Consider the following 21,576-nt stretch of genomic DNA (forward strand, 5'->3'; position numbering starts at 1 on the left):
GAGGTTTACTGTTGTTTCATTTTCCAGTAACGCGCGGCGACCACCGTGGATTCGAGCATACTCACCGTCCCGGCTTTACCGGTGCCGGCGATATCAAACGCCGTGCCGTGGTCAACGGAGCTGCGCATAAACGGCAGGCCGAAGGTGATGGTAATTGAGCGTTCAAAGTCGAGCGTCTTACAGGCGATATGGCCCTGATCGTGGTAGAGGGAGAGAATCGCGTCATATTTACCCTGCTTGCCGAGGTGGAAAACGGAGTCGGCAGGAACTGGTCCTACGGCGTTAATGCCCATCTCCTGGGCTGCTTTCACTGCCGGGATCAGGTTGTCGGCCTCTTCATGGCCAAACAGACCGTTGTCTGAGCCGTGCGGGTTGAGAGCGGCCACGGCAATAAGCGGGTTTTTAATGTTCAGGGCATTAAACTCGTGGTGGATTTGCTGAACGCAGGCCAGCACACGCTCTTTATTGGCATAGTCGCAGGCATCTTTCAGGGCCATATGACGGCTAACAAAGAAGACGCGCAGCTTCTGCACGTGGAACATGGTCAGGCCATAGTCAGAGCGGGTCTCAACCTGATAGATCTCGGTATGGCCTGGCAGCTTGCAGCCCGCCAGCTTGATAGCCTCTTTGTGGATCGGTGCAGTAGAGACCACATCAATGGCTCCGGCCATGCCCAGCTCGATGGATTTCATTACGTAATCCAGCGACATCTGGCCAGCCAGCTTCTGTACCTTGCCCCACTCGATGCTATCGTAGTCGTAGTCGCCGATCTCCAGCACGTCGAGGGTGCCCCACTGGAACTTAGCCTGGTCTGGATGCGAGATCCTGTTGATCGGGAAGTCGCAGCCCTGGATCTTCATAGCGCGCTCGATAATGGGTACCGAGCCGATCAGAAAAGGTTTGCACTCTTCATAGAGGCCCTTATCCATCAGTGTCGCAACGGTGATTTCCGGACCAATCCCGGCAGGATCGCCAATGGTAACGGCAACAACAGGTTTTTTCTCTACGGACATCTTTGACCTCGCATATCAGGTGAGACGGTTATCGTTCATATGTTCATGTGCAAATCATATGAACATAACGTTAACTGATGTTTCGGAAATTAATAGTGATGTCCGTCACAGATAATTTTTTGAGCGATTAATCTGCGCAGAAGTGTGATCTAACATATGTTCATACAATGAATATATGTTCATTTGCAGCATAAAGGCGCATAACATTGTAGGTATCCCGCTGATTAAAAAGGAGATAGCCCATGCCCGCTCAACCCATCATGATCGGTACCAGTTGGAAAATGAATAAGCCGCTGTCGGACGCAATGGCCTACTGCGATACCCTGGCAACCCAGCTGCCATCGGTGTTACACCCGGTAATCCAGCCATTTTTTATCCCACCCTTTACCGCCATCCAGCCGGTAACCGAATTTTTCCGCAAAAATAGTCTGCCTTGCTTAACCGGAGCGCAGAATATGCATGAACAAACGTGCGGGGCATGGACAGGAGAGATCTCCGCCAGCATGATTGTGGAAACCGGGGCATCGCTGGTAGAGCTGGGACACTCAGAACGGCGGGCAGCGTTTAACGAAACCGACGGGGCCATTAATAACAAGGTACACGCCGCGCTGCATCACGGTCTGCGTCCGCTGGTTTGCATCGGCGACAGCGCTGATGAAAAACGCTGGCAGGTCTCCGCCGAGACGGTGATCCGGCAGATGAAGATTGCCCTGTATGGGCTGACGCCGGAAGAGGCGCGACGCACCATCGTGGCCTATGAGCCGGTATGGGCCATTGGCGAGCACGGTACTCCCGCTTCACCGGAGGAGGCAGCCGTTATTCACCATCTGCTGCGCCGCGCCCTGTGCGGAATGTTTGGCGAAGAGGTCGGGCAGCAGATCGTGCTGCTCTATGGCGGCAGCGTGAACCTCAACAATGCCGTGCCGCTGCTGTCGCAGCCGGACATTGACGGCCTTTTTATTGGCCGCGCCGCCTGGGACGCCGCAGGATATTGTGCAATTGTTCAACGCGTTGTGCAGGATTTTGTGATAAAAGCGCAGTAGTATTAGCGAGGTTAAGGCAAAGGAAACAGAACGCGATGGTTGAGCAAGACTCTGATTACGAACTCCTGACTGAGATTGCCGTAGCGTATTACGAGCAGGAGCAGACCCAGGAGGAGATCGCCCAGCGCTTTGGTATTTCGCGCATTAAAGTGGGCCGGCTGCTGAAGAGAGCACGTCTGGAAGGCATCGTTGAGATTAATGTTAAGTACCATCCGGTCTTCAGTTCACAAATTGAACAGCAGTTCATCCAGCACTTTGGCATTAAGCGGGCGCTTGTCGCGCTCGATCATCATGATGAAGACGAACAGCGCCAGCAGGTTGCGGCCCTGGTCAGCAACTATCTGGCCAGCATCCTGAAAAACGATATGACCGTTACCGTTGGCCAGGGACGCAACGTTGCCGCCGTCGCTAACCACGTAGGGATCTTTCCCGAACGCCAGTGCCGTTTTATCTGCGGCATCGGCGGCACCAAGCGTGACGGGCAGCTGATTGACGCCGACCACATTAGCCGTAATCTGGCGCGCAAGTTTAACGGCTTCGCGGAGACGCTCTATGCCCCGGCCTACGTCGAGACGCCGGAGCTGCGGGCCGCATTTATGCAGAACCGGCTGATCAAAGCTACCCTCGAGCAGGCCAGCAAAGCCGACGTGGCGCTGATTGGTCTTGGCGATATGAACGAAAACAGCTTTATGGTGCAGCTGGGGTGGTTTACGCCGCAGGAGATCGTTACCGCCCGTCAGCAGCAGGGAGTGGTGGGCGATCTGGCAGGCTACAGCTTCTTCAACATTCAGGGCATGCCGGTAGATACGGTGATGAACGACCGGGTCATTGGCCTGAGCCTGGAGCAGCTGCGGGCTATCCCCTGCGTGATAGCCATTGCCTCGGAAAGTACCAAGGCGACGGCTATCCTCGGGGCGCTGCGCACCGGGGTGATTGATGTGCTGGCGACCAGCGCTTCAAACGCCCGCACGGTGATCAACCTGCAAAAAGCGCTGTAAAAGGTGCAAGGCTGCGATCCCATACGGGATCACAGGCCTTTCAGCAGTCGGTCAACAAACTCCGGTACCACCTGGCTCGCCAGCCCGTAGTGTTTCTCTTCGAACTCGCTGCCTACCTGGCTCGGTTCGAGATTAAGCTCGACGGTGTGCGCTCCCTGTAGCTTCGCCTCATGTACAAAACCGGCGGCGGGATAGACATGTCCGGAGGTACCAATGGCGATAAACACATCCGCCAGCGCCAGGGCACTGTAGATCTCATCCATGCCCAACGGCATTTCACCAAACCAGACCACGTGCGGACGCAGCACCGCCGGGAACTGGCAGCAGTGACACTTGTCCTCCAGCGTAACATCACCCGTCCACTCCAGCACCTGGCCGCTAGAGGCGCAGCGCACCTTCAGCAGCTCGCCGTGCATATGCAGCACGTTGTTATTACCTGCCCGCTCGTGCAGATTATCAATGTTCTGGGTGATCAGCAGAAAGCGATCCCCCAGCGCCTCCTCCAGCTTCGCCAGAGCCAGATGCGCGGCGTTAGGCGCAATCTCCGGCTGCTGAAGCTGGCGACGGCGGGCATTATAGAACGACTGCACCAGCTCCGGATTACGGGCAAACCCCTCCGGCGTGGCAACGTCCTCTACATGGTGCTCCTCCCACAGACCGTCGGCGGCGCGGAAGGTACGAATGCCCGATTCGGCGGAGATCCCCGCCCCGGTCAACACGACCACTCTTGGTTTTTCCATCACGTCGGGTACCACTCTGTCTCTGAAAAAGATGCGCTGGCGTAGACGCTCGCGCAAACGGCGTTTATTGCGGCGAAAACGGCTTAGTCGGCTAAAACGACGCGACTGCATATCGGCCTCTTGTGCTTAATCGGTGAGATGGAGGAAGGCTGCGCCACGCATGCCGCCCGCGTCGCCGTGCCGGGCGCGTTCAATGCGCGGTACCCGGGCAACCGGCAGCAGACGCGACGGCAAACGATCGGACAACAGCGTGGTCAGCGCGGCGAAGTTTGACAGCCCGCCGCCGATCACCAGCAGATCCGGATCTACGATGGTCAAAATCGTCCCGAGGCAGGCAGCCAGCAGCTCAACGTAGCGAGCCACGTGCGCCAGCGCCCTCTCATCACCTTGTTCCCATAGAGCGATTATTTCAGGTGCGTTCAGAGATTGATCGTAGAAGTGATTGTAGAGCCATGCAAAGCCGTGGCCTGAAAGATAGTTCTCAATGCAGCCCAGCTGGCCACAGCCGCAGCGGATCAGGGGGATATCGCGCCCGAGGATCTCAAGGGCATCAAGGGGCAGCCGAATATGGCCAAACTCGCCGGTAATATAGCTGTGGCCGGGAATGGACCTGCCGTTGAATACCAGCCCACCGCCCACGCCGGTGCCGAGGATCAGCCCCATCACCAGCGGATAGCGGGCGAACTCATCGTCCCAGGCTTCCGAGAGGGCAAAGCAGTTGGCGTCGTTGTCGAGACGCACCTCGCGTCCCAGCAGGGCGCAAAGGTCGGCCCGTAACGCCCTGCCGCTGGCAGCGGGGAGATTTGCCGCGTAGAGCGTCCCGTCGGCGGTAACGGGCATGCCAGGAATGCCAATGCCCACCGAGCCTTTTTCACCCGTGCGGGCATCGGCGTCGTGCACCAGCCCGGCGATGGCGTCTAAAAAGGCGCTGTAGCTTGCATGGGGTGTGGCAATGCGCCGCTCCCACTGTCGCTTTTTGTCGCTATCAAAGACGCCCAGCGCAATTTTACTTCCGCCAATGTCCAGCCCGTAATACATCGCCCCTCCTTGTTACTGCCCGCTTAAGCTATTGACCGCTTAACTATTGTCCGCTAAGAACCCGGGCCGGATCGATATTGCTGGCGCGTCTGGCGGGATACCAGCTCGCCAGCAGGCTCAGCGCTAAGGCCGTTACCAGCACGTAGACCACATCGAGCGCGTGCAGCTCTGACGGCAGGAAATCGATAAAGTAGATGTCCCCGGACAGGAACTGATGGCCGATCAGCGTTTCGAGGCCGTTGATAATCGGCGTAAGCTGGAGAGCAACTACGACGCCAATGACTACCCCCGCCACGCTGCCGAACAGCCCGGCCAGCAGACCATACCAGACGAAGACCGCACGGATAAGTCCATCTTTCGCCCCAAGGGTGCGCAGCACAGCAATGTCGCCGCTCTTGTCCTTCACCGCCATTACCAGAGTAGAGACAATGTTGAAACAGGCGACGCCGATCACCAGCACCATCGCCAGATACATAATGGCGCGGATCATCTGAATATCGCGATACATGTAGCCGTAGGTGCCAATCCAGCTCTTGATGTAGACGTAGCTGTCGGTCACGCTGCCGGCATCGCGCACCAGCTTGTTAGCATTAAAGACGTCGTTGACCTTGATGGCAATCCCGGTCACGCCGTCGTTCATCTCCAGATACTGCTGAGCATCCTGCATCGGGATCATGGCAAAACTATGATCGAGCTGGCCGCTAAGCTGTAAAATTCCGCTGACGTGGAGCCTGACGCGCTTCGGCTGCTGTAGCTTATGGTCAGCGCTGGCGTTAGGGATCATTATCGAAACCCAGTCGCCCTGCTTAACCTTCAGCGCATCGGCTACACCTTTACCGAGGATCACCTGCTGCTCGCCCGCCTTGAAGCTGGCCCAGGCGTTATTCTGCACATAGTGCGGCAGCGCGCTCAGACGCGTCTCCTGCTGCGGATCGACCCCTTTCACCTGAATAGCGCGCAGGTTGACCCCGCTCTCTACCAAGCCGGTGAAGTTGATATAGGGCGCGGCGGCTTCAATCCCCGCCACTTTCTCAACCTTGCTCAGCGCCTCGCGCCAGTTGCTCCACGGCTGGTTGACCGGCTCGATCTCACCGTGGGGAACCACCGCCAGGATGCGGTTATTCAGCTCGCGCTCAAAGCCATTCATGGCGCTCAGGCCAACGATTAGCACCGCTACCCCCAGCGCAATACCGATGGTGGAGATCACCGAGATCAGCGACACCATGCCGCCGCGCCGACGGCCACGGCTAAAGCGCAGGGCAATAAGTAACGACAAAGGTGAAGCCATTACTGCGCCCCCATTAGCGTCATCTCCGCGCTCAGGTGGCCGTCACGCATCTCCATTTGACGGCTCATGCGTTTCGCCAGCTGCAGATCGTGGGTGACCACCAGAAACGCCGTCCCCTGAGAGGCATTCAGCTCGCCGAGCAGGGCAAAGATCGCGTCGGCGTTGCGCGCATCAAGGTTACCGGTTGGTTCATCCGCCAACACCAGGCGTGGATTGTTCACCAGCGCCCGGGCAATCGCCACGCGCTGGCGCTCACCACCGGAAAGCTCTGACGGACGGTGATTCGCCCGGTGCAGCAGCCCTACCGCCTGGAGCATATCTCGCGCCCGCTGGGTAATCTCCGCCGGTTTATGCTTGCCAATCAGCAGCGGCATGGCGACGTTCTCCTGGGCGGTAAAGTCCGGCAGCAGGTGGTGGAACTGGTAGATAAAGCCCAGCTCGCGGTTGCGCAGCTCGGCTTTCGCCGTTGAGGAGAGCTGGCTCAGATGGCGATCGCCAAAAATCACGTCGCCGGAGGTGGGCGTATCCAGCCCTCCCAGCAGGTGCAGCAGCGTACTCTTACCGGAGCCAGAGCTGCCGACAATCGCCACGGTTTCGCCTTCGTTCACGCTAAAGCTGACATCGTGCAGCACGTCGGTCTGCACGTTCCCTTCCTGATAGCGTTTGCACAGGTTGTCGCATTGCAACAGGATCTTATTCATAACGTAAAGCCTCAGCGGGTTGGGTGGCGGCGGCGCGCCATGAGGGATAGAGCGTAGAGAGCAGCGCGATGGCCATCGCCACCAGCGCAATAATAATGACCTGTAACGGCTCAATGGCCACCGGCAGCGCGGCACCGTCCAGCAGCGCGCCAATGATCGGCATCAGATTGTTAAGCTGGCTGGCCAGCAGCGCCCCCAGTACAGCACCGAGCAGCGCGCCAATAATCCCCGCGCTGGCCCCCTGCACCATAAAGACCGCCATGATCTGGCGTGGCGTCAGCCCCTGGGTTTGCAGGATCGCCACTTCGCCCTGCTTCTCCATCACCATCAGCCCCAGCGAGGTGATGATGTTGAAAGCGGCCACGGCGACGATGAGGCTCAGCAGCAGACCCATCATGTTTTTCTCCATGCGCACGGCCTGGAACAGCTCGCCTTTGCGATCGCGCCAGTCCTGCCATTTGGTGCCGTCCGGCAGCGCCTGCTGGCTCAGCTCGTCCACCTTCAGCGGCTCGTTCAGCCACAGCCGCCAGCCAGTGATGTTACCCGCCGGGTAGCGCATCAGGCGCGACGCGTCCTGAATGTTCACCAGCATCTGGTAGCCATCCACTTCGCTGTTAGCAGCAAAGGTGCCGATCACGGTAAAGAGACGCTGGCTCGGCAGGCGGCCCATTGGCGTAAACTGGCTGGCGGAGGGCACCATCACCCGTAGCTGGTCGCCACGATTAACGCCGAGCTGCCCGGCCAGCTGCTCGCCAAGAATCACGTTATATTTGCCAGGTTGCAGATCGGTCTGCTTGACGTTAACGAGGTACGGAGTAAGCGGATCCTTTTGCGCGGGATCGATGCCGAGCATCACGCCCACCGAGACGCTGCGCGCGCTCTGTAACACCACGTCACCGGTGGTCAGCGGCGCGACGCGGCTGACGCCCTGCAGCTTCGCGGCGCTGGCCGGCAGCTGCTGCGGGTTCAGCGAACCGCTGGCAGAAGAGAGTACCGCCTGCGGCATCAGCCCCAGAATGTTGTTTTGCAGCTCGCGCTCGAAGCCGTTCATCACCGAGAGCACGGTTACCAGCGCCATCACGCCGAGCGTAATACCGATGGTGGAGAGCCAGGAGACAAAGCGACCGAAGCGGTCCGCTGCGCGCCCGCGCATATAGCGCAGGCCTATGAATAGTGCGACAGGTTGATACATAACATCCGTCTGGTTGCGATTAGCAGACTCACGAGTATATAAGCGAAACCGGGGATGGTAAATCGCTTATGCGCTAAGAATTGTCGGGGATTAAGGTAAAAAATTGTTCAAAATCAACTTGCTAAAGCAGAGTTTATCGGCCACGCCTCCCATAACGGGCCTCGCCTTTTTCCGAAAACTTCCGATAACGCGGTAAATCCAGAGCGTTACCCGTTACAGCTCCACCCCGCCTGACCACTATAGACGCCGAAATTTATTGCAACATGGGCGTATTAACAATGAAGCAAAAAGCATTGTGGATTAACCAGATCAAGGGGTTATGCATTTGTCTGGTCGTCATCTATCACTCTGTGATCACTTTTTATCCCCACCTGGAAGGGCTGCAACACCCTCTCTCCGGCCTGCTCGCCAAATGCTGGCTCTATATGAATCTTTACCTTGCCCCTTTCCGAATGCCGGTCTTTTTCTTTATCTCTGGCTACCTGATCCGCCGCTATATCAATGATGTCGAGTGGAAAAGCTGTATCGACAAGCGGCTATGGTCAATCTTCTACGTGCTGGCGCTGTGGGGTGTTTTACAGTGGCAGGGGATCGGCTTCCTCAACCGCTGGCTGGCCCCGGATCGCGACCTGAGCCAGTCGGCTAACGCGGCCTACGCCGATTCGTTGAGTGAGTTTCTGCACGGGATGCTGACCGCCAGCACCAGCCTGTGGTACCTCTATGCTCTGCTGATCTACTTCGTAGTCTGCAAACTACTGAGCCGCTGGCAGCGTCCCGCGCTGGCGCTGATGCTGCTGGCCTCGGTGGCGATTAACTTTCTTCCTCTCCCCTGGTGGGGGATGAACAGCGTGGTGCGGAACATCATCTACTACGCCCTCGGGGCCTGGTGCGGCGCGACCATAATGGGCTGGCTGCAAAGCATTCCCCTGCGTCGCCAAATTTTACCCCTCATGCCTGCCCTGCTGGTGGCGGTGGCGCTCTGGTTCTGCAACGTGCCGGTGCTGCTCTCTCTGCTCTCGGCGTGGCTGATTATGTCCCTCTTCTGGCGGCTGGAGCAGCGTTTTACCCCTGGAGAAGACAGGCTCCTGAACGTGATTGGCTCTAATACTATCGCCATCTACACCACCCACCGCATTTTGATCGAAGGCAGCAGCCTCGCCCTGCTGCCGCTCTTTCGCCAGGGCGCGCTCTCGCCGACGCTGGAACTGGGCCTGCTGCTAGTCTACCCCCTCCTCAGCCTGCTGGTCTGCACTCTGGCCGGGCTGGGCATCCGCCGCCTCTCCGTCCATTTGTTTGGCGACGTGCTTTTTTCGCCGCCGGAGAAGCTGCAGCTTGTCCCCGCCCACCGCTAACGGCGCAACTTTGCTACTATTGAAAGATCTAGGATAATAAACTGCATTGTGTATCAGTGATATGCCCCCATATCAGGGGGCATAAACCCATGAGATCCCGATATTCGCTATGCCTGAACAATACCGTTACTCCCTTCCCGCGAAAGCGGGCGACCAGCGCCAACTGGGTGAGCTTACAGGCAGCGCCTGTGCCACAGAAGTGGCAGAAATCGTTGAGCGTCACGCCGGCCCGGTAGTGCTGATTGCACCCGATATGCAAAATGCCCTGCGCCTGCATGATGAGATCCGACAGTTTACCGACAGTCTGGTGATGAACCTCGCGGACTGGGAGACGCTGCCCTACGACAGCTTCTCGCCGCACCAGGAGATTATCTCCTCCCGGCTCTCAACGCTCTATCAGCTGCCCTCTATGCAGCGCGGCGTGCTGATCATGCCGGTGAATACGCTGATGCAGCGCGTCTGTCCGCACAGCTATCTGCACGGCCACGCGCTGGTAATGAAAAAGGGGCAGCGCCTCTCCCGCGATGCCCTGCGCGCCCAGCTGGACACCGCTGGCTACCGCCACGTTGACCAGGTCATGGAGCACGGCGAATATGCCACTCGCGGCGCGCTGCTGGATCTCTATCCGATGGGCAGCACCCAGCCCTACCGCATCGACTTCTTTGATGACGAGATCGACAGCCTGCGGCTGTTCGATCCCGATACCCAGCGCACGCTGGAAGAGGTGGAGGCGATTAACCTCCTGCCTGCCCACGAGTTCCCTACCGACAAGGCGGCCATTGAGCTGTTCCGCAGCCAGTGGCGCGATACGTTTGAGGTGAAGCGCGACGCCGAGCACATCTATCAGCAGGTGAGCAAAGGTACCCTGCCAGCCGGGATCGAGTACTGGCAGCCGCTCTTCTTCAGCGAGCCGCTGCCGCCGCTGTTTAGCTACTTCCCGGCCAACACGCTGGTAATTAACACCGGCGATCTCGATGCCAGCGCGGTGCGTTTCCAGAGTGAAACCCAGGCCCGCTACGAGAACCGCGGCGTCGATCCGATGCGTCCCCTGCTGCCGCCTGAGTCCCTGTGGCTGCGCAGCGACGAGCTGTTTGCTGAGCTGAAGCGCTGGCCGCGCATCCAGCTGAAAACCGAGCAGCTGGCGGAGAAAGCCGCTAATACCAATCTTGGCTACCAGACGCTGCCGGATCTGGCCGTGCAGGCGCAGCAGAAAGCGCCCCTCGATAGCCTGCGTAAGTTCCTCGAATCCTTCACCGGCCCGGTGGTCTTCTCCGTTGAGAGCGAGGGCCGCCGTGAGGCGCTGGGTGAGCTGCTGGCGCGTATTAAAGTCGCACCGAAGCGGATCCTGCGCCTTGACGAGGCCACCGCCAGCGGACGCTACCTGCTGATCGGCTCGGCCGAGCGCGGGTTCATTGATACCCTGCGCAACCGGGCGTTGATCTGCGAGAGCGATCTGCTGGGCGAACGTGTCGCACGCCGCCGTCAGGACAACCGCCGGACCATTAATCCGGATACGCTGATCCGCAACCTGGCCGAGCTACATCCTGGCCAGCCGGTGGTGCATCTGGAGCACGGCGTCGGCCGCTACGCGGGCATGACTACCCTGGAGGCGGGCGGCATCAAAGGTGAGTACCTGATGCTGACCTATGCCAACGATGCCAAACTCTACGTGCCGGTGTCGTCCCTGCATCTGATTAGCCGCTACGCAGGTGGCGCGGAGGAGAATGCTCCCCTGCATAAGCTTGGTAGCGATGCCTGGACGCGCGCGCGGCAGAAGGCGGCGGAAAAAGTGCGTGACGTGGCCGCCGAGCTGCTGGACGTCTATGCCCAGCGCGCAGCCAAAACCGGCTTCGCCTTTAAGCATGACAAGGAGCAGTATCAGCTTTTCTGCGATGCCTTCCCATTTGAAACTACGCCGGATCAGGCCCAGGCGATCAACGCCGTGCTGAGCGACATGTGCCAGCCGCTGGCGATGGACCGCCTGGTGTGCGGCGACGTGGGCTTCGGTAAAACCGAAGTGGCGATGCGCGCCGCCTTCCTCGCAGTGGAGAACCATAAGCAGGTTGCGGTGCTGGTGCCAACCACCCTGCTGGCCCAGCAGCACTACGACAACTTCCGCGATCGCTTCGCCAACTGGCCGGTACGTATCGAGCTGCTGTCACGCTTCCGTAGCGCCAAAGAGCAGACCCAGGTGCTGGCCGATGCGGCGGAGGGCAAGGTTGATATTCTGATCGGCACCCATAAGCTGCTGCAAAGCGATCTGAAGTGGCGCGATCTCGGCCTGCTGATCGTCGATGAGGAGCACCGCTTCGGGGTGCGCCACAAAGAGCGCATTAAGGCGATGCGTGCCGACGTTGATATCCTGACGCTGACTGCCACGCCGATCCCGCGTACCCTGAACATGGCGATGAGCGGCATGCGCGATCTGTCGATTATCGCTACCCCGCCCGCCCGTCGTCTGGCAGTAAAAACGTTCGTGCGCGAGTACGATAGCCTGGTGGTGCGTGAGGCGATGCTGCGTGAGATCCTGCGCGGTGGCCAGGTCTACTACCTTTACAACGACGTAGAGAACATCCAGAAGGCGGCTCAGCGGCTGGCGGAGCTGGTGCCGGAGGCGCGGATCGCCATCGGCCACGGCCAGATGCGCGAGCGCGAACTGGAGCGGGTAATGAATGATTTCCATCACCAGCGCTTTAACGTGCTGGTCTGTACCACCATTATCGAAACGGGGATCGATATTCCCACCGCCAACACCATTATCATCGAGCGGGCTGATCACTTTGGCCTCGCCCAGCTGCATCAGCTGCGTGGCCGCGTCGGGCGTTCTCATCACCAGGCCTACGCCTGGCTGCTGACACCGCATCCGAAAGCGATGACCACCGATGCACAGAAACGACTGGAAGCCATCGCCTCGCTGGAGGATCTGGGAGCAGGCTTTGCGCTGGCCACCCACGATCTTGAGATCCGTGGCGCTGGCGAGTTGCTCGGGGAAGATCAGAGCGGCTCCATGGAGACCATCGGCTTCTCGCTCTATATGGAGTTGCTGGAGAACGCCGTTGATGCGCTGAAAGCCGGGCGTGAACCGTCGCTGGAGGATCTCACCAGTCAGCAGACCGAGGTGGAGCTAAGGATGCCCGCCCTGCTGCCGGATGATTACATTCCGGACGTTAACACTCGCCTGTCATTCTACAAGCGCGTTGCCAGCGCGAAGAGCAGCAGCGAGCTGGAGGAGATCAAGGTTGAGCTAATCGATCGCTTTGGCCTGCTTCCCGATCCTGCCCGCACGCTGCTCGAGGTGGCCCGACTGCGTCAGCAGGCGCAGAAACTGGGCATCCGCAAGCTGGAGAGCAACGATAAGGGCGGCGCGATCGAGTTTGCTGAAAAGAACCATGTCAATCCGGCCTGGCTTATCGGCCTGCTGCAGAAGCAGCCGCAGAACTTCCGCCTCGACGGCCCTACCCGGCTGAAGTTTATGCAGGAGCTAAGCGAGCGCAAAATCCGCATGGAGTGGGTAAGTAACTTTATGAAGGAGCTGGCAGAGAACGCTATCGCCTGATCCCGAAGCGCACGCTGCGATGGCGGCGTGCGCTATTCTTTACAAATCCTTGCATTTCACGAAACATCCAGACACACCTTCCGTCCATACTTCCTATTTGCTATTAAATAACAATAACCTGAAAGCACGGTGGTCTTATGATAAAACAGATGCGCATCGCTCGCTGGCTCATGCTGCTGGCTCTTGCGGGGACGGCCCTCTTTGCCCTCCCCGCTCAGGCCAATACCTGGCCGCTTCCTGCTAACGGCAGCCGCCTGGTAGGCGAAAACCGTTTTCATCTCGTTGAAAACGACGGCGGCTCGCTGGAGGCTATCGCGAAGAAGTATAACGTCGGCTTTTTAGCACTGTTGCAGGCTAATCCCGGCGTTGATCCCTATGTGCCTCGCGCTGGTAGCGTCCTGACCATCCCGCTCCAGACGTTGCTGCCGGATGCCCCTCGTCAGGGGATCGTTATTAACCTCTCTGAGCTGCGCCTCTACTGGTACCCGCCGGGCAGAAACGAGGTCACGATCTACCCCATAGGCATAGGCCAACTGGGGGGTGATACCCTGACGCCAACAATGGTAACCCGGGTATCCGATAAACGCGCCAACCCGACCTGGACCCCGACAGCCAATATTCGTGCGCGCTACAAGGCGCAGGGTATCGATCTCCCTGCCGTGGTGCCCGCCGGGCCAAATAATCCGATGGGCCACCATGCGATCCGCCTGGCTGCTCACGGTGGCGTCTACCTGATTCATGGCACCAACGCCGATTTTGGCATTGGGATGCGCGTCAGCTCGGGCTGTATTCGCCTGCGTGATAATGACATTGCGACGCTGTTCCGCCAGGTCACCGCCGGGACGCCAGTGAACATCATCAACACACCGGTAAAAGCGTCGGTGGAGCCGGATGGCACGCGGTTGGTTGAGGTTCATCAGCCGCTCTCTAAATCCATCAATGACGATCCGAAAACGCAGCCGCTGGTACTCAACGCGAGCATGGAAACCTTTAAATCCGCTGCCGAGACTAATGCCCCGCTGATGGATGAGGTCATGGCGGTGCGCTCGGGCATGCCGGTGGACGTCACGCAGCATGAGGCGGCAGCCGTGCAATCGCTGTAGGTGTTAAAGCGTTAAAAATCATTAGGATATAACATAATTATTTTTAACCATTCCCTGCTGGCCTTCGGGAGCAATTATTTTTATAATGATTGCTCAATAATTAAACATCAGGTGAGGAGCCACTATGACCACCGACGTCAGCAGCTGCACAAAAAAAAGCCGTGGCCGACCAAAAGTTTTCGACAGGGAAGCGGCGCTTGATAAAGCCATGACCCTCTTCTGGCAGCATGGCTACGAGGCCACGTCGCTGTCCCATCTTGTCGAGGCTACGGGCGCGAAAGCGCCGACCCTTTACGCGGAGTTCACCAATAAAGAGGGGCTGTTCCGTGCCGTTCTTGACCGCTATATTTCGCAGTTTGCGACTAAGTATCAGGCGGAGCTGTTTTGCGATGAGAAGCGCGTTGAACAGGCGCTGCTGGACTACTTTACTGCCGTCGCTAACTGCTTTACCAGCAAAGAGACACCTTCAGGCTGCTTCTTGATCAGTACTTCAGCGGCGCTGGCGGCATCGTCAAATGAGATTGCCCAGACGCTCAAATCGCGCCATGCTATGCAGGAGGCGGCACTGCTGCGCTTTCTCGAGCAGCGCCAGCAGCGCGGTGAAATCCCTGACACGACTTCGCTACGTTCGGTGGCGCAATTTCTTAACTGCGTGATCCAGGGGATGTCGGTCAGCGCCCGTGAAGGCGCATCGCAGGAGAAACTGCTGCAAATTACCCGTACGACGCTTGCTCTCTGGCCAGAACTCATCAAATCCTGATTTTGCCTTGGCCTATTTTAACGATAGGCCAAATCTTTCTCACACTTTTGTCTTACCCTCTGCTACGCTTAATAAGTGATTATTCTCCTGCTAATGATTAGCAGGTTTTTCAGGAACGTTTTACGGCTATTCACATGCGGAAGGATAACGATCATGATTTTGCTATTACCTTTATTCAAAGTGTTAATAGTAATAACATTGTTATTTAGTCTCTGGGTAGTATGTGGTGGTTCGATCCTGTTTGCTTTCATCTCTGTGCTGATTACGGGATGTTTGCTGATCCGCCAGCAGAGTATGATTTGATACTGAGCGATAATAAAAGCCTTGCGTAAGCAGGGCTTTTTTATGCTTATAAAAAAGGCTCCCCAGCCTGAGCGAATGAGGAGCCAAATCGGGGGTACTGCTTTTTTATGCTTTGTTATTCAAAACCAGCTGCCCGTTACTGTCCAACGGGATCTGGGTGCCGGGATCGTTCTCCATACGAATTTTTCCCTGCTGATCGCCAATTTTGTAGGTCACGTCATAGCCGAGCATCTTTTCCGATTTGTCGTAAACGGTTTTGCAGCGCTGCTGGGTACTGGTATAAGTATCACGCTCCTGCATGGCCCCTTGCACCTGGTTACCGGCGTAGCCGCCGCCCAGCGCCCCAACGACCGTAGCGACATCTTTACCGCGCCCGCCGCCGAACTGGTGGCCAATCACCCCGCCCGCAACCGCACCCAGCACTGAACCGGTTAGACGGTTCTCATCCTGGACCGGACGACGATGGGTCACCGTCACGTTGCGGCACTCTTTGCGCGGCGTTTTCACCGTCTCCTTGATGGGTGTAGCAGAAACCACCTGTGCATACTGAGGGCCGCGATTGAAAACGTCTAAGCCCGCCACCGCAGCAACGCCCAGTGCAGCGGCCACACCAATACCGATACCCGCTAACATGGATTTATTCATTGAATAGTCCCCCTGGTTGGCTCTGATAGTCATAATTCTGCAATCAGCGACGACAGAAGCCAATCAGAAAGGCGGTAAATTACGGGGAGTTATGTGGCAAAACGAGGTGATTCAGAGAAATCCGAGCCACCTGAGAGAAATCAACAGAAGGATATGCTACATGCCCCGTCGGGAAACGGGGCAGCGAACTTAGTGCAGCTTCAGGCGCGGACGGATCACGCGGTTGATGCTGCCAACCAGCATCATCAGACCGGTCTTGAAGTAGCCGTGCAGGGCGACCTGGTGCATACGATAGAGCGAGATGTAGACGAAGCGTGCCAGACGCCCCTCGACCATCATCGAACCACGCATCAGGTTACCCATCAGGCTACCCACGGTAGAGAAGTTAGACAGCGATACCAGCGAGCCGTGGTCTTTATAGACGTAGGCCTTCAGCGATTTGCCTTTGATCTGCGCGAGAATGTTGTGCAGCGCGCAGGTGGCCATCTGGTGCGCAGCCTGAGCGCGCGGCGGTACGAAGCCCCCTTCCGGACGGGCGCAGGAGGCGCAGTCACCAATGGCGTAGATATCCGCATCGCGAGTCGTCTGCAGCGTTGGCTCCACCACCAGCTGATTGATACGGTTAGTCTCAAGGCCGCCAATCTCTTTCATAAAATCAGGCGCTTTGATCCCCGCCGCCCATACCATCAGGTCCGCCTGGATATATTCGCCCTCTTTAGTGTGCAGGCCGCCCTCGTCTGCGCTGGTAACCATGGTCTGAGTCAACACGCGCACGCCCATCTTGGTCAGCTCGCTATGAGCCGCCCCGGAGATACGCGGCGGCAGCGCAGGCAGAATACGTTCGCCCGCCTCTACCAGCGTCACGTTCAGCGCCTCGTTGGTGAGACCCTTATAGCCGTAACTGTGCAGCTGCTTCACCGCGTTGTGCAGCTCGGCCGACAGCTCTACGCCGGTCGCACCGCCGCCAACGATAGCAATGTTGACCTTGCCGCTGGCACCCAGGTTAGCAGAGTATTTCAGGAACAGGTTCAGCATCTCCTGATGGAAACGGCGCGCCTGATGCGGGTTATCGAGGAAAATGCAGTGCTCTTTCACGCCCGGCGTGTTGAAGTCGTTGGAGGTGCTCCCCAGCGCCATCACCAGCGTGTCATAGGGCAGCTTGCGCTCAGGCACCAGCAGCTCACCTTTCTCATCCCGCAGCTCCGCCAGGGTGATGGTTTTGCCTTCGCGGTTGATATCCACCACCGAGCCAAGCTGGAACTGGAAATCGTGATTGCGCGCGTGTGCCAGGTAGCTCAGCGCGTCCACGCCCTCATCCAGCGAGCCGGTGGCGACTTCATGCAGCAGCGGCTTCCACAGGTGGCTGTGGTTGCGATCGACGAGGGTAATTTTGGCTTTTTTACCCCGGCCCAGCTTCTTACCCAGCTGGGTTGCCAGCTCCAGTCCGCCAGCTCCACCGCCAACAATCACAATCTTTTTCAATGGTGTAGTCAACACGACCCCCTAAAATATTAACCAATTGTTAACTAAAAGTTATGTAAATAGCTTTTAATTAACAACAAGTTAGCGACACAAATTTTCAAATACACCCTGAGAATAACATGAACGGTGCATTGGTCATACCAAAATTGATATATATCAAGTTTTGATGCATAAAAGATAACCAGGTTTCAGCCGAAGGGCGAAAAAAAACCAGCCATTAAAATGGCTGGTTTATAAGAGAGGGGTTTAGCCAAGGGTTTTAAAGGCCTTGATGCGCTGCAGATGAGGGGAGATATTCTTAAACTTATGCGTCTGCTCTTCATCCCAGACAATCTCATAAAAGCTGTGCAGTACCTCGGCGGTACGCTGGCTGTTTAACGCCTCATCGTGGCGGGAGAGGATCGCCAGGCAGCGGTCGCGGTTCTTCTCACGGAAGTTAGTCACGCACTTGGTAGCGATATCCGTGTACTCCTCCGGCCTGTCGATTTTGCCCTCCATATTCTCTTGCGGAAAGAGATTAGGATTAAAAATCACCTGCCGGATGTCGCAGAGAAAACCGATCCGCTCGGCCCAGTATCCGCCCAGACCTACGCCACAAATCAGCGGTCGCTCATCGACGTTGAGCTGTAGCATCTTATCGACCTCTTTCAGCAGATGCTGCATATCGTGCTTCGGATGGCGCGTGCTGTAGCTCAGCAGGCGTACGTCGGGATCGATAAACTGCAGCTGCAGCACCTTTTCGTGATTGCCCGGACTGTTTGAATCAAAACCGTGTAAGTAGATGATCATCTGTCCTCACCCTGTGCTCTCTCCCTTTCAGGGAGGGTTAATGGGCCGCTGACCACTCCAGCCAGCGGGCCTGGAGCTGTTCCAGTTTGCTGCTTACCGCTTTCCATTCGGCGGATGCAACCAGCTCCTGACGCGTAAACGAACCTCTATGATACAACTCTGTAACACGCTCTGCATTGATCGGCGACAGGTTATCCAGCACGCTCACCGCGCCCTGACGATTATTGCAGACCAGAATCATATCGCAGCCGGCATCCAGCGAGGCCTGGGCGCGTTCGGCATAGCTGCCCATGATCGCCGCCCCCTCCATGGAGAGATCGTCAGAGAAGATCACGCCGTCAAAACCCAGCTCGCCGCGCAGCACCGTTTTCAACCAGTGAGGAGAGCCGCTGGCCGGGCGCGAATCCACCTCGCTATAGATGACGTGCGCGGGCATAATCGCGTCCAGCTTGCCGTCGCGGATCAGCGAGCTAAAGATCGCCATATCGTGCTCGCGGATCAGCCCCTCCGGACGCGGATCGCGCGGCGTCTCTTTATGGGAGTCCGCCGTTACCGCCCCGTGGCCCGGGAAATGCTTGCCGGTGGCCTTCATGCCCGCCCGGTGCATCCCGTCTATCACGCGGGTGGCGATCGCCAGCGCCTTGTGCGGATCGGCATGGTATGAGCGCTCGCCGATAGCGGCGCTGATGTGACCAACGTCCAGCACCGGGGCAAAGCTGATATCAATATCCATGGCGATCATCTCGCAGGCCATCAGCCAGCCCGCTTTCTCAGCCAGATCGCCACCCTCTTCCATACCGAGCAGTGCGGCAAACGACTGGGCCGCAGGCAGACGCGTAAAGCCGTCGCGAAAACGCTGCACCCGGCCCCCCTCCTGATCCACCGCCACCACCAACCGATGGTGCGAGGCGGCACGGATCTGCCGCACCAGCTCGCGCAGCTGCGCCGGATCGTGATAATTTCGGGTAAAGAGGATTAGGCCCCCCACCAGCGGATGCGCCAGAATCTCGCGCTCCTCCGCATCCAGCTCATAGCCTGCCACATCTAACATTACCGGACCCACAATGACCTCTCTTATCCTTTTGTCTCTAGCTGACACCATGTTTCATTTGCCAACATAATAAATTGTTGCTCCCCGGTCTGCTGCCAGCGGCACTCGTACCAACCTGCCATCAGCATCAGCACCCAGGGCCGCCAGCGCTGCACCTGTCGCGCCAGCAGCACATACTCTATGTTTGCCATCCGGGCGTAGGTACAAACAAGGCGCTGGCGCTCGGCCTCATCCGCTGTCCAGACCGAAGCCAGCTCAAGGGCGATATCACCATCGCCAGCATACTCCCAGTCGATCAGCCGCAGGCCCGAAGCGGTGTGCACCAGATTACCTGCATGCACGTCCATATGTAACGGTGCCAGTCTGATAACGCCCGGCTCGCCCTCACGTCTCAGGCGCTTTAACCATGCCAGCCAGCGTGGCGCACGGCGTCCGGGATCGCACGTCTGCCAGTAGCGCTCCAGCAACGGCAGCAGGGTAATGCGCCAGCCAAAACGGGGCTGCTGGTGCAGATGATACAGCAACTCAGCAAGAGGATGAGGATCCGGGAGCGTGGTTTTGACCTCTCCCGCAAGATAGTCCACGGCCATCCAGCCCTGGCCAAGCCACCGAGGCCGCGGCGCAAGGCTCAGCGGAAGCCGCTTCAGGGCGCGGTACTGACGGAGAAAGGGTGCTGGCGTGGTGGCCGTGTGCTGCTGGCGCAGCACCAGGCGCTGCCGACCGTGGGCAATAACGCAGCTCCCGCCGCTCAGCCCGTTATGTTCCGGGCTGGCGACGAGCGCCGCGTGGGGGAAAAAGCGTGACAGGATCTCGTCACGCTCAGGATTACTGTTGCTGAACCGCACCTTTACCTGACCAGACGATCTCGCCCGTCTGCACCAGCATCAGCTGCATCTGTAGCGCGGGGGAATTGACGTTGCCGGAGGCGCTGGTGTAGAGCACATACTGCGCCCCAACGTTGCGAGCGATACCGATCGCTTTACTGCGTGTACCGAGGCTGTCCTGCGGCGACAGGCCCAGCTGCTGCTTGGCCATGGAGAGCTGCTGGGCAGAGACCAGCGTAAACTTCCCGTTGTTAGCCAGCGCACCGCGGAGTACCTCCGTGGCTTCAGCGGTATTTAACGAGCCGTTGGTACGGTTATTAACGCTATCAACCAGCAGCACGCTACCGCCACCCGCTCCGCTAGCCTGTAGCATCTTGCTGACCATTGGTGAGACCGCGCCACTCCAGTCAAAATGACGTTCACGCGGTGCAGGCTGCGCGGTTTCATCCTGGTGCTCAATAGGACCCGGCTGAGCGGGAACCGTCGGCACGGAGGGCACTTCAGGAACCGGCTGCGGCTGTGGCTGCTCAACCGGCTGCTGCGGCTGCGGTTTGGCTTCTTCTACCGGCGCTGGCTGCTGCTCGCCCCGCATAATACATCCCGAAAGGATCATCGCTACGGTCGTGAGTAGCGCATACCGACCCAATTTATTAATCAAGATTCACCCCTTACAGATAGAGATAGAGTCTCACCTTACGTGCGCCCAGATAGTTGGCGCTGCCGTAGAGCGTTACCGATGAATACGCAGGAATAGTGATGCGCCGGGGCGCTTCCAGCGGATGCATCTCGAGACCTCTGGCGTCATACCAGAAAAAACGGTAGTTTACGGTGGCGGTTTCGCCCCGTTCGTTATAGAGCGTTGAGGACGCGGAGGGCTGGATCTCAGCGTTATTTAGCACCGGTTTTTCTGCGCTTATGCCTGCCGCCAGCACGGTTGCTTCCATTACCAGCGTTTGATCGTCGCTCACCGGGATCGCCGGACGTGAGCTACAGCCGGTCAATACAGCCAGCGCCAGCAGCGCGGCTATGCCTCCTCTCAGCATTGGCTTAACCTTTATGTGTCAGCATCGGACCCAGTGCACGGCCACCCAGCAGATGCAGGTGGATATGGTACACCTCCTGGCCGCCGTGGCGGTTGCAGTTCATGATCACCCGGTAGCCATCTTCGGCAATCCCCTCCTGCGCTGCGAGCTTCGCGGCCACGGTGAGCATACGCCCCAGCGCCTGTTCATGCGCCTCGGAGACGTCGTTTAGCGTTGGGATCAGCAGGTTAGGCACAATGAGGATATGCGTCGGCGCTTGCGGCGAGATATCACGGAATGCCGTGACCAGCTCATCCTGCCAGACGATATCCGACGGAATTTCGCGGCGGATAATTTTACTGAAAATCGTTTCTTCGGCCATGACGTCTTCCTTAATGAATAACTGCGGGACTCAACAAGAGAGTATGATCGAGAATCTCCTGATGTTTCAACTATTACGCCGCTTTTCTTCACGCATTAGGATTAAGCGCCGCCGTTACGCCTGATTTTTCACCGTTAGTGGCGTTCCGCTAATTTACTTAATAAATATTACATCTGTTTACAGCGCTAAGATGAATGCGTATATTTCGCATTTGCATTTTCATGCGCAATTGCACCATGAGAACAAACACAGCATGCTCGGCATCGGCAACGTATCGATCAGAGCGCACAATTA

Annotated in this window: 20 protein-coding genes; 6 read left to right on the top strand and 14 right to left on the bottom strand. The window is 57.8% G+C overall.

The window, feature by feature from the left end; translation table 11 throughout:
• Window positions 1–5: 5 nt before the first annotated feature.
• Window positions 6–1,013: a 4-hydroxythreonine-4-phosphate dehydrogenase PdxA gene (pdxA, locus tag RTN40_RS11190; RefSeq protein WP_312228520.1), complete on the bottom strand. Its 1,008-nt coding sequence runs from the start codon at window positions 1,011–1,013 to the stop codon at window positions 6–8.
• 242 nt (window positions 1,014–1,255) lie between these two features.
• On the opposite strand from pdxA, the gene RTN40_RS11195 reads away from it, so the two are divergent.
• Entirely contained in the window at window positions 1,256–2,056 is an 801-nt protein-coding gene (locus RTN40_RS11195; RefSeq protein WP_312228521.1) for a triose-phosphate isomerase, read from the top strand.
• A 35-nt stretch (window positions 2,057–2,091) separates the two neighbouring features.
• Entirely contained in the window at window positions 2,092–3,054 is a 963-nt protein-coding gene (locus RTN40_RS11200) for a sugar-binding transcriptional regulator (RefSeq protein WP_312228522.1), read from the top strand.
• Between the two features lie 29 nt (window positions 3,055–3,083).
• On the opposite strand, the gene cobB is transcribed toward RTN40_RS11200, so the two are convergent.
• From cobB to lolC, 5 genes are read right to left on the bottom strand one after another with little or no spacing between them, the layout of a single operon-like run.
• Window positions 3,084–3,905 (bottom strand): Sir2 family NAD+-dependent deacetylase, encoded by an 822-nt coding sequence (gene cobB / locus RTN40_RS11205; RefSeq protein ID WP_312228523.1) that lies wholly within the window; start codon window positions 3,903–3,905, stop codon window positions 3,084–3,086.
• A 15-nt stretch (window positions 3,906–3,920) separates the two neighbouring features.
• On the bottom strand, window positions 3,921–4,832 hold the full coding sequence (gene nagK / locus RTN40_RS11210) for an N-acetylglucosamine kinase (protein WP_312228524.1): 912 nt from the start codon (window positions 4,830–4,832) through the stop codon (window positions 3,921–3,923).
• A 43-nt stretch (window positions 4,833–4,875) separates the two neighbouring features.
• Window positions 4,876–6,120 (bottom strand): lipoprotein-releasing ABC transporter permease subunit LolE, encoded by a 1,245-nt coding sequence (lolE, locus tag RTN40_RS11215; protein WP_312228525.1) that lies wholly within the window; start codon window positions 6,118–6,120, stop codon window positions 4,876–4,878.
• The gene (lolD, locus tag RTN40_RS11220; RefSeq protein ID WP_144812314.1) at window positions 6,120–6,821 is read right to left on the bottom strand and encodes a lipoprotein-releasing ABC transporter ATP-binding protein LolD; all 702 of its coding nucleotides are present in this window, start codon (window positions 6,819–6,821) and stop codon (window positions 6,120–6,122) included. The genes lolE and lolD overlap by 1 nt, the downstream gene beginning before the upstream one ends.
• A complete protein-coding gene (gene lolC / locus RTN40_RS11225) occupies window positions 6,814–8,013 on the bottom strand; it encodes a lipoprotein-releasing ABC transporter permease subunit LolC (RefSeq protein WP_312228526.1) in 1,200 nt (399 codons plus the stop codon). Before lolC ends, lolD begins: the two co-directional genes overlap by 8 nt.
• Window positions 8,014–8,291: 278 nt before the next feature.
• Here lolC and RTN40_RS11230 point away from each other — a divergent pair, with 278 nt between their 5' ends.
• From RTN40_RS11230 to RTN40_RS11245, 4 genes are all read left to right on the top strand, one after another.
• Window positions 8,292–9,365, top strand: a complete 1,074-nt coding sequence (locus RTN40_RS11230) for an acyltransferase family protein (RefSeq protein WP_312228527.1) — start codon at window positions 8,292–8,294, stop codon at window positions 9,363–9,365.
• Window positions 9,366–9,474: 109 nt separating this feature from the next.
• Window positions 9,475–12,921: a transcription-repair coupling factor gene (mfd, locus tag RTN40_RS11235; protein ID WP_312228528.1), complete on the top strand. Its 3,447-nt coding sequence runs from the start codon at window positions 9,475–9,477 to the stop codon at window positions 12,919–12,921.
• A gap of 137 nt (window positions 12,922–13,058) precedes the next feature.
• Window positions 13,059–14,024: a L,D-transpeptidase family protein gene (locus tag RTN40_RS11240; protein ID WP_312228529.1), complete on the top strand. Its 966-nt coding sequence runs from the start codon at window positions 13,059–13,061 to the stop codon at window positions 14,022–14,024.
• Window positions 14,025–14,148: 124 nt separating this feature from the next.
• A complete protein-coding gene (locus tag RTN40_RS11245; protein WP_312228530.1) occupies window positions 14,149–14,784 on the top strand; it encodes a TetR/AcrR family transcriptional regulator in 636 nt (211 codons plus the stop codon).
• Window positions 14,785–15,192: 408 nt separating this feature from the next.
• Here the strand turns inward: RTN40_RS11245 and RTN40_RS11250 are convergent, their stop codons facing one another.
• The 8 genes from RTN40_RS11250 to hinT form a co-directional block, all read right to left on the bottom strand.
• Window positions 15,193–15,732 carry a glycine zipper 2TM domain-containing protein gene (locus tag RTN40_RS11250; protein ID WP_312228531.1) on the bottom strand — a complete coding sequence of 180 codons (540 nt, stop codon included), beginning with the start codon at window positions 15,730–15,732 and terminating at the stop codon, window positions 15,193–15,195.
• A 189-nt stretch (window positions 15,733–15,921) separates the two neighbouring features.
• On the bottom strand, window positions 15,922–17,226 hold the full coding sequence (locus RTN40_RS11255; RefSeq protein ID WP_312228532.1) for an NAD(P)/FAD-dependent oxidoreductase: 1,305 nt from the start codon (window positions 17,224–17,226) through the stop codon (window positions 15,922–15,924).
• A gap of 234 nt (window positions 17,227–17,460) precedes the next feature.
• Entirely contained in the window at window positions 17,461–18,003 is a 543-nt protein-coding gene (ycfP, locus tag RTN40_RS11260; protein ID WP_312228533.1) for an alpha/beta hydrolase YcfP, read from the bottom strand.
• A 37-nt stretch (window positions 18,004–18,040) separates the two neighbouring features.
• Window positions 18,041–19,066, bottom strand: coding sequence for a beta-N-acetylhexosaminidase (nagZ, locus tag RTN40_RS11265; RefSeq protein ID WP_312228534.1), 1,026 nt, complete (start codon window positions 19,064–19,066; stop codon window positions 18,041–18,043).
• An 11-nt stretch (window positions 19,067–19,077) separates the two neighbouring features.
• Window positions 19,078–19,899 (bottom strand): thiamine kinase, encoded by an 822-nt coding sequence (gene thiK, locus RTN40_RS11270; RefSeq protein WP_312228535.1) that lies wholly within the window; start codon window positions 19,897–19,899, stop codon window positions 19,078–19,080.
• Window positions 19,880–20,533: a penicillin-binding protein activator LpoB gene (lpoB, locus tag RTN40_RS11275; protein WP_312228614.1), complete on the bottom strand. Its 654-nt coding sequence runs from the start codon at window positions 20,531–20,533 to the stop codon at window positions 19,880–19,882. Before lpoB ends, thiK begins: the two co-directional genes overlap by 20 nt.
• Before the next feature lie 13 nt (window positions 20,534–20,546).
• Window positions 20,547–20,921 carry a YcfL family protein gene (locus tag RTN40_RS11280; protein ID WP_312228536.1) on the bottom strand — a complete coding sequence of 125 codons (375 nt, stop codon included), beginning with the start codon at window positions 20,919–20,921 and terminating at the stop codon, window positions 20,547–20,549.
• A 4-nt stretch (window positions 20,922–20,925) separates the two neighbouring features.
• Window positions 20,926–21,282: a purine nucleoside phosphoramidase gene (gene hinT, locus RTN40_RS11285; RefSeq protein WP_042392832.1), complete on the bottom strand. Its 357-nt coding sequence runs from the start codon at window positions 21,280–21,282 to the stop codon at window positions 20,926–20,928.
• Window positions 21,283–21,576 lie beyond the last annotated feature (294 nt).

The organism is Pseudescherichia sp. (assembly GCF_031987975.1).
GTDB lineage: Bacteria > Pseudomonadota > Gammaproteobacteria > Enterobacterales > Enterobacteriaceae > Pseudescherichia.

Excerpts from the sequence above, each read along its gene's own strand:
- lolD (WP_144812314.1), bottom strand. The coding sequence starts at position 6,821 with ATGAATAAGATCCTGTTGCAATGCGACAACCTGTGCAAACGCTATCAG.
- mfd (WP_312228528.1), top strand. The coding sequence starts at position 9,475 with ATGCCTGAACAATACCGTTACTCCCTTCCCGCGAAAGCGGGCGACCAG.
- RTN40_RS11200 (WP_312228522.1), top strand. The coding sequence starts at position 2,092 with ATGGTTGAGCAAGACTCTGATTACGAACTCCTGACTGAGATTGCCGTA.
- lolE (WP_312228525.1), bottom strand. The coding sequence starts at position 6,120 with ATGGCTTCACCTTTGTCGTTACTTATTGCCCTGCGCTTTAGCCGTGGC.
- RTN40_RS11245 (WP_312228530.1), top strand. The coding sequence starts at position 14,149 with ATGACCACCGACGTCAGCAGCTGCACAAAAAAAAGCCGTGGCCGACCA.
- nagK (WP_312228524.1), bottom strand. The coding sequence starts at position 4,832 with ATGTATTACGGGCTGGACATTGGCGGAAGTAAAATTGCGCTGGGCGTC.
- RTN40_RS11195 (WP_312228521.1), top strand. The coding sequence starts at position 1,256 with ATGCCCGCTCAACCCATCATGATCGGTACCAGTTGGAAAATGAATAAG.
- cobB (WP_312228523.1), bottom strand. The coding sequence starts at position 3,905 with ATGCAGTCGCGTCGTTTTAGCCGACTAAGCCGTTTTCGCCGCAATAAA.
- RTN40_RS11230 (WP_312228527.1), top strand. The coding sequence starts at position 8,292 with ATGAAGCAAAAAGCATTGTGGATTAACCAGATCAAGGGGTTATGCATT.
- RTN40_RS11240 (WP_312228529.1), top strand. The coding sequence starts at position 13,059 with ATGATAAAACAGATGCGCATCGCTCGCTGGCTCATGCTGCTGGCTCTT.
- RTN40_RS11280 (WP_312228536.1), bottom strand. The coding sequence starts at position 20,921 with ATGCTGAGAGGAGGCATAGCCGCGCTGCTGGCGCTGGCTGTATTGACC.
- lolC (WP_312228526.1), bottom strand. The coding sequence starts at position 8,013 with ATGTATCAACCTGTCGCACTATTCATAGGCCTGCGCTATATGCGCGGG.
- hinT (WP_042392832.1), bottom strand. The coding sequence starts at position 21,282 with ATGGCCGAAGAAACGATTTTCAGTAAAATTATCCGCCGCGAAATTCCG.
- RTN40_RS11250 (WP_312228531.1), bottom strand. The coding sequence starts at position 15,732 with ATGAATAAATCCATGTTAGCGGGTATCGGTATTGGTGTGGCCGCTGCA.
- ycfP (WP_312228533.1), bottom strand. The coding sequence starts at position 18,003 with ATGATCATCTACTTACACGGTTTTGATTCAAACAGTCCGGGCAATCAC.
- pdxA (WP_312228520.1), bottom strand. The coding sequence starts at position 1,013 with ATGTCCGTAGAGAAAAAACCTGTTGTTGCCGTTACCATTGGCGATCCT.